The 6166-nt window shown below is 55.9% G+C and carries 3 protein-coding genes, 1 tRNA gene and 2 rRNA genes (1 of these 6 running past the window's edge); all 6 read left to right on the top strand.

Features of this window, described 5'->3' with window-relative positions; genetic code table 11:
* Positions 1-2525 (top strand): 23S ribosomal RNA (locus ACTG27_RS16540) (it extends 365 nt beyond the left edge of the window).
* A gap of 122 nt (positions 2526-2647) precedes the next feature.
* Positions 2648-2762, top strand: a 5S ribosomal RNA gene (gene rrf / locus ACTG27_RS16535).
* A gap of 46 nt (positions 2763-2808) precedes the next feature.
* Positions 2809-2884 (top strand) — tRNA-Thr (locus tag ACTG27_RS16530).
* A 253-nt stretch (positions 2885-3137) separates the two neighbouring features.
* Positions 3138-4382 carry a cytosine permease gene (codB, locus tag ACTG27_RS16525; RefSeq protein ID WP_139410868.1) on the top strand — a complete coding sequence of 415 codons (1245 nt, stop codon included), beginning with the start codon at positions 3138-3140 and terminating at the stop codon, positions 4380-4382.
* Complete coding sequence (locus ACTG27_RS16520; RefSeq protein WP_005355869.1) at positions 4376-5641, top strand: cytosine deaminase; 1266 nt, start codon at positions 4376-4378, stop codon at positions 5639-5641. Before codB ends, ACTG27_RS16520 begins: the two co-directional genes overlap by 7 nt.
* Before the next feature lie 95 nt (positions 5642-5736).
* Positions 5737-6114, top strand: a complete 378-nt coding sequence (crcB, locus tag ACTG27_RS16515) for a fluoride efflux transporter CrcB (RefSeq protein ID WP_005339378.1) — start codon at positions 5737-5739, stop codon at positions 6112-6114.
* The last annotated feature ends 52 nt before the right edge of the window (positions 6115-6166 follow it).

Genomic DNA, 6166 nt, shown 5'->3' with positions numbered 1-6166 from the left:
TAGGGCGGGACACGTGACATCCTGTCTGAATATGGGGGGACCATCCTCCAAGGCTAAATACTCCTGACTGACCGATAGTGAACCAGTACCGTGAGGGAAAGGCGAAAAGAACCCCTGTGAGGGGAGTGAAATAGAACCTGAAACCGTGTACGTACAAGCAGTGGGAGCCCTTCGGGGTGACTGCGTACCTTTTGTATAATGGGTCAGCGACTTACATTTTGTAGCGAGGTTAACCGTATAGGGGAGCCGTAGGGAAACCGAGTCTTAACTGGGCGTCTAGTTGCAAGGTGTAGACCCGAAACCGGGTGATCTAGCCATGGGCAGGTTGAAGGTTGAGTAACATCAACTGGAGGACCGAACCCACTAACGTTGCAAAGTTAGGGGATGACCTGTGGCTGGGGGTGAAAGGCCAATCAAACTCGGAGATAGCTGGTTCTCCCCGAAAGCTATTTAGGTAGCGCCTCGGACGAATACTACTGGGGGTAGAGCACTGTTTGGGCTAGGGGGTCATCCCGACTTACCAACCCCATGCAAACTCCGAATACCAGTAAGTAATATCCGGGAGACACACGGCGGGTGCTAACGTCCGTCGTGAAGAGGGAAACAACCCAGACCGCCGGCTAAGGTCCCAAAGTTCTGGTTAAGTGGGAAACGATGTGGGAAGGCTCAGACAGCTAGGATGTTGGCTTAGAAGCAGCCATCATTTAAAGAAAGCGTAATAGCTCACTAGTCGAGTCGGCCTGCGCGGAAGATGTAACGGGGCTCAAACCAGGCACCGAAGCCGCGGATTCACACTTATGTGTGAGTGGTAGGGGAGCGTTCTGTAAGTCTGCGAAGGTGTATCGAGAGGTATGCTGGAGATATCAGAAGTGCGAATGCTGACGTAAGTAACGATAAAGGGGGTGAAAAGCCTCCTCGCCGGAAGACCAAGGGTTCCTGTCCAACGTTAATCGGGGCAGGGTGAGTCGACCCCTAAGGCGAGGCCGAAAGGCGTAGTCGATGGGAAGCAGGTTAATATTCCTGCACGACTTGTAATTGCGATGGGGGGACGGAGAAGGCTAGGTGGGCCAGGCGACGGTTGTCCTGGTGAAAGTGCGTAGGTGGTGTTTCCAGGCAAATCCGGAGACACAACACTGAGACACGAGACGAACACACTACGGTGTGGAAGCCATTGATGCCCTGCTTCCAGGAAAAGCCTCTAAGCTTCAGATTACAAGTCATCGTACCCCAAACCGACACAGGTGGTCGGGTAGAGAATACCAAGGCGCTTGAGAGAACTCGGGTGAAGGAACTAGGCAAAATAGAACCGTAACTTCGGGAGAAGGTTCGCTCTTGACAGTGAAGTCCCTTGCGGATGGAGCAGTTGGGAGTCGCAGTGACCAGATGGCTGGGACTGTTTATCAAAAACACAGCACTCTGCAAACACGAAAGTGGACGTATAGGGTGTGACACCTGCCCGGTGCCGGAAGGTTAATTGATGGGGTTAGCGCAAGCGAAGCTCTTGATCGAAGCCCCGGTAAACGGCGGCCGTAACTATAACGGTCCTAAGGTAGCGAAATTCCTTGTCGGGTAAGTTCCGACCTGCACGAATGGTGTAACCATGGCCATGCTGTCTCCACCCGAGACTCAGTGAAATCGAATTCGCCGTGAAGATGCGGTGTACCCGCGGCTAGACGGAAAGACCCCGTGAACCTTTACTACAGCTTGGCACTGAACATTGAACCTACATGTGTAGGATAGGTGGGAGGCTTTGAAGGCGTGACGCCAGTTGCGCTGGAGCCGTCCTTGAAATACCACCCTTGTATGTTTGATGTTCTAACGCAGGGCCCTGAATCGGGCTCGCGGACAGTGCCTGGTGGGTAGTTTGACTGGGGCGGTCTCCTCCCAAAGAGTAACGGAGGAGCACGAAGGTTGGCTAATCCTGGTCGGACATCAGGAGGTTAGTGCAATGGCATAAGCCAGCTTAACTGCGAGACGGACAGGTCGAGCAGGTACGAAAGTAGGTCATAGTGATCCGGTGGTTCTGAATGGAAGGGCCATCGCTCAACGGATAAAAGGTACTCCGGGGATAACAGGCTGATACCGCCCAAGAGTTCATATCGACGGCGGTGTTTGGCACCTCGATGTCGGCTCATCACATCCTGGGGCTGAAGTCGGTCCCAAGGGTATGGCTGTTCGCCATTTAAAGTGGTACGCGAGCTGGGTTCAGAACGTCGTGAGACAGTTCGGTCCCTATCTGCCGTGGGCGTTGGATGATTGAAGGGAGTTGCTCCTAGTACGAGAGGACCGGAGTGAACGAACCTCTGGTGTTCGGGTTGTCACGCCAGTGGCACTGCCCGGTAGCTAAGTTCGGAATCGATAACCGCTGAAAGCATCTAAGCGGGAAGCGAGCCCTGAGATGAGTCATCCCTGACCCCTTGAGGGTCCTAAAGGGCCGTTGGAGACCACAACGTTGATAGGTGGGGTGTGTAAGCGCGGCGACGTGTTGAGCTAACCCATACTAATTACCCGTGAGGCTTAACCATACAACACCCAAGAAGTGTTCTAAGGCTTGTAACAGATACCAAGCGAACTACTCAAATTCAGTGATAGTGACAAGCCAAGCGCAACATCACTACTCACGTCAGCTTTCTAGATTAAGAATTTGCCTGGCGGCCATAGCGCCGTGGAACCACCTGATCCCATGCCGAACTCAGAAGTGAAACGCGGTAGCGCCGATGGTAGTGTGGCATTCGCCATGCGAGAGTAGGACACTGCCAGGCACCCAATTTCAAGATTACGCCCAGCGTGGTCTTTACCGGTTAGTGTGCTGATATGGCTCAGTCGGTAGAGCGCATCCTTGGTAAGGATGAGGTCCCCAGTTCGATTCTGGGTATCAGCACCATTAAATAGAAAGCCTCCCTGAAAAGGGAGGCTTTTTTGCATCTGTCAGTTTTCTTATATCCCCCTACATTCCCTATTCCCGCAACCCCCCTCTGCTTGCAGCCGACACTGTTTATCTGCTGGTTTGAGTCCTAATGTGTTACTCATTTGACTGCTATTGATGGTTTTATCCAGAGATTTAACCATGATTGATTGACGTAAAACGTTTTACATGTAAAATCCGGCGCGTTTTGCCTATTACGTGGAGAGAGAGCATGGCGCAGGATAACGAATACTGTTTGGGGGCGGTACCCGCCAAAGGGCGTAAAGGTGTGCTGTCGCTGATGCTGGTGATGCTCGGCCTGACCTTCTTCTCTGCCAGCATGTGGACCGGTGGTGCGCTGGGTACCGGGCTGGTGTTCGATGACTTCATCAAGGCGGTACTTATCGGCAACTTGTTGCTGGGTATCTACACCGCTTGTCTCGGTTATATCGGTGCCTCAACCGGCCTCTCTACCCATCTGCTGGCTCGTTACTCCTTTGGGGTGAAAGGTTCCTGGCTGCCATCCCTGCTGCTCGGCGGTACTCAGGTCGGCTGGTTTGGCGTGGGCGTGGCGATGTTTGCCCTGCCGGTGCAGAAGGCGACCGGCATAGATGTGAACTGGCTGATCGCCATTTCGGGCATGTTGATGACGGTGACCGTCTACTTCGGCATCTCCGCCCTGATGGTGCTGAGCTTTGTGGCCGTGCCGGCCATTGCACTGCTTGGCGGCTACTCGGTCTGGCTGGCGGTGACCTCGACCGGTGGCATGGCTGCACTGCAGCAGGTACAACCAAGCAATCCCATCGAGTTCACCACGGCGTTGACCATGGTGGTTGGTTCCTTTATCAGTGCAGGAACCCTGACCGCCGACTTTGTTCGCTTTGGTCGCAAACCCTGGGGCGCCGTCATGATTACCATGGTGGCGTTTTTTTTGGGCAACACTCTGATGTTCGTCTTCGGCGCAGCCGGTGCGGCCGTGACCGGTCAGGCCGATATCTCGGAAGTGATGCTGATGCAGGGACTGCTGATCCCCGCCATTCTGGTGCTGGGCCTCAATATCTGGACCACCAACGACAACGCGCTCTATGCCTCCGGCCTCGGTTTTGCCAACATTACCGGCCTCAAGAGCAAGCCGCTCAGCGTGATCAACGGCCTTATCGGTACGGCTTGCGCCCTCTGGCTTTACAACAATTTTGTCGGCTGGCTGGCCTTTTTGAGTACGGCAATTCCGCCGATCGGTGGCATTATCATCATGGATTTCCTGCTCAATCGTGAGCGTTACCGTCAATTTGCCGATCAGCAGTTCGAGACGGTGCGCTGGCAGGCGCTGGTTGCCACGGCAGTCGGGGTGGCTGTCGGCAAGTGGCTGCCGGGTATAGTGCCACTCAACGCGGTATTGGGCGCCGCCTTCACCTATTTCATTCTGGTTCGCCTCACCCAGCGGCCGGTTCTGGTACAGGAAGCTAGCAAATGCTGATTCAACATATTCGTTTGGCCGATCGGGAAGGGTTGTGGCAGATCCGCTGTCAGGATGGGGTCATCACCGCCATCGAACCCCATGACGAGCATGCCGTCGCCGGTCGGGTGCTGGACGGGGAGGGCGGTCTGGCGATCGCTCCCTTTATCGAACCCCACATTCACCTCGATACCACCCAGACGGCGGGCGAGCCGAGCTGGAACCTCTCCGGCACTCTGTTCGAGGGGATCGAGCGCTGGGCCGAGCGCAAGGCACTGTTGACCCATGAGGATGTGAAACAGCGCGCCATCCAGACGCTGAAGTGGCAGATCGCCAACGGCATCCAGTTTGTCCGTACTCACGTCGATGTCTCCGATCCCAATCTGGTGGCGCTCAAGGCAATGCTGGAGGTGCGGGAGGAGATGAAGGAGTGGGTCGAGCTGCAGATCGTCGCCTTCCCGCAGGAGGGGATCCTCTCCTACCCGAATGGCAAGGCACTGCTGGAGGAGGCGCTCAAGCTGGGTGCCGACGTGATTGGCGCGATCCCCCACTTCGAGTTTACCCGGGAATATGGGGTCGAAAGTCTGCACTACATCTTCGATCTTGCGGAGAAGTATCAGGTTCTGGTCGATGTGCACTGCGACGAGATCGATGACGAGCAGTCCCGCTTTATCGAGACGCTGGCGACCCTGGCCTACGAGCGGGGTATCGGCCATCGGGTAACGGCCAGCCACACCACTGCCATGCACTCCTACAATGGCGCTTATGCTTCCCGCCTGTTCCGGCTGCTCAAGATGGCAGATATCAACTTCGTGGCCAATCCGCTGGTGAACATTCACCTGCAGGGGCGGTTCGATACCTATCCCAAACGCCGCGGTATTACCCGGGTGAAGGAGATGCTGGAGGCGAACATCAACGTCTGCTTCGGTCACGATGACGTGTTCGATCCCTGGTACCCCATGGGCACCGCCAACATGTTGCAGGTGCTGCACATGGGGCTGCATGTCTGCCAGATCATGGGTTACGAGCAGATCAACGACGGTCTGAAGCTGATCAGCAGCCACAGCGCCCGCACCCTGAATGTGCAGGATCGCTATGGTATCGAGGTGGGCAAACCGGCCAACCTGTTGATCCTGCCTGCCGACAACGGCTTCGATGCGGTGCGCCGTCAGGTGCCGGTGCGTTACTCGATCCGCCACGGCAAGGTGATTGCCCAGACCCGCCCGGCCCAGACCGAGATCGTGCTGGGTCAGCCAGAGCCCATCGATTTTCGCCGCTGAGATTTCAATCAGGCTGGATGACGATTAGTTCCGCCTCTGGGCACAAGGGCCGCCATTGCGACATAATGGCGGCCTGACCCTGAGGGAGTGACACCATGCAAACCTGGTTCTATGTTGCTGCAGGGGGCGCCATCGGCGCCTGCCTTCGTTTTGGGATTGCCGAACTGATGGCCTTGCTGCTGGGGCGCCACTTTCCTTACGGGACTCTGGTGGTCAACGTGGTGGGCTCTTTCATCATGGGGGTGGCGTTCGCCCTCATCAGTCATGGTCATGTGGTAGAACACCCGATGAAGCCGCTGCTGATGGTGGGGATCCTCGGTGCCCTGACCACGTTTTCTTCCTTTGCCCTCGATACGGTAGTGCTGGCTCAACATGGAGCCTATCTGAAAGCGCTGCTCAATATCGGTCTCAATCTCTTCCTCTGTCTGGCCATGGTGGTGCTGGGCATGCAGTTGGTTGCGAGCCGGGTTTAAGGTGTCCGGACGCCAGTGGCTCTGGTAAACTGGCGGCCATTCTTTGCTCTAT

It is taken from the genome of Aeromonas sp. 97A, assembly GCF_051919185.1.
GTDB classification, from domain to species: domain Bacteria; phylum Pseudomonadota; class Gammaproteobacteria; order Enterobacterales; family Aeromonadaceae; genus Aeromonas; species Aeromonas veronii.
This window is presented reverse-complemented; position numbering and strand designations above follow the sequence as displayed.

Coding starts and splice junctions, on each gene's coding strand:
- ACTG27_RS16520 (WP_005355869.1), top strand. CDS start 4,376: ATGCTGATTCAACATATTCGTTTGGCCGATCGGGAAGGGTTGTGGCAG.
- codB (WP_139410868.1), top strand. CDS start 3,138: ATGGCGCAGGATAACGAATACTGTTTGGGGGCGGTACCCGCCAAAGGG.
- crcB (WP_005339378.1), top strand. CDS start 5,737: ATGCAAACCTGGTTCTATGTTGCTGCAGGGGGCGCCATCGGCGCCTGC.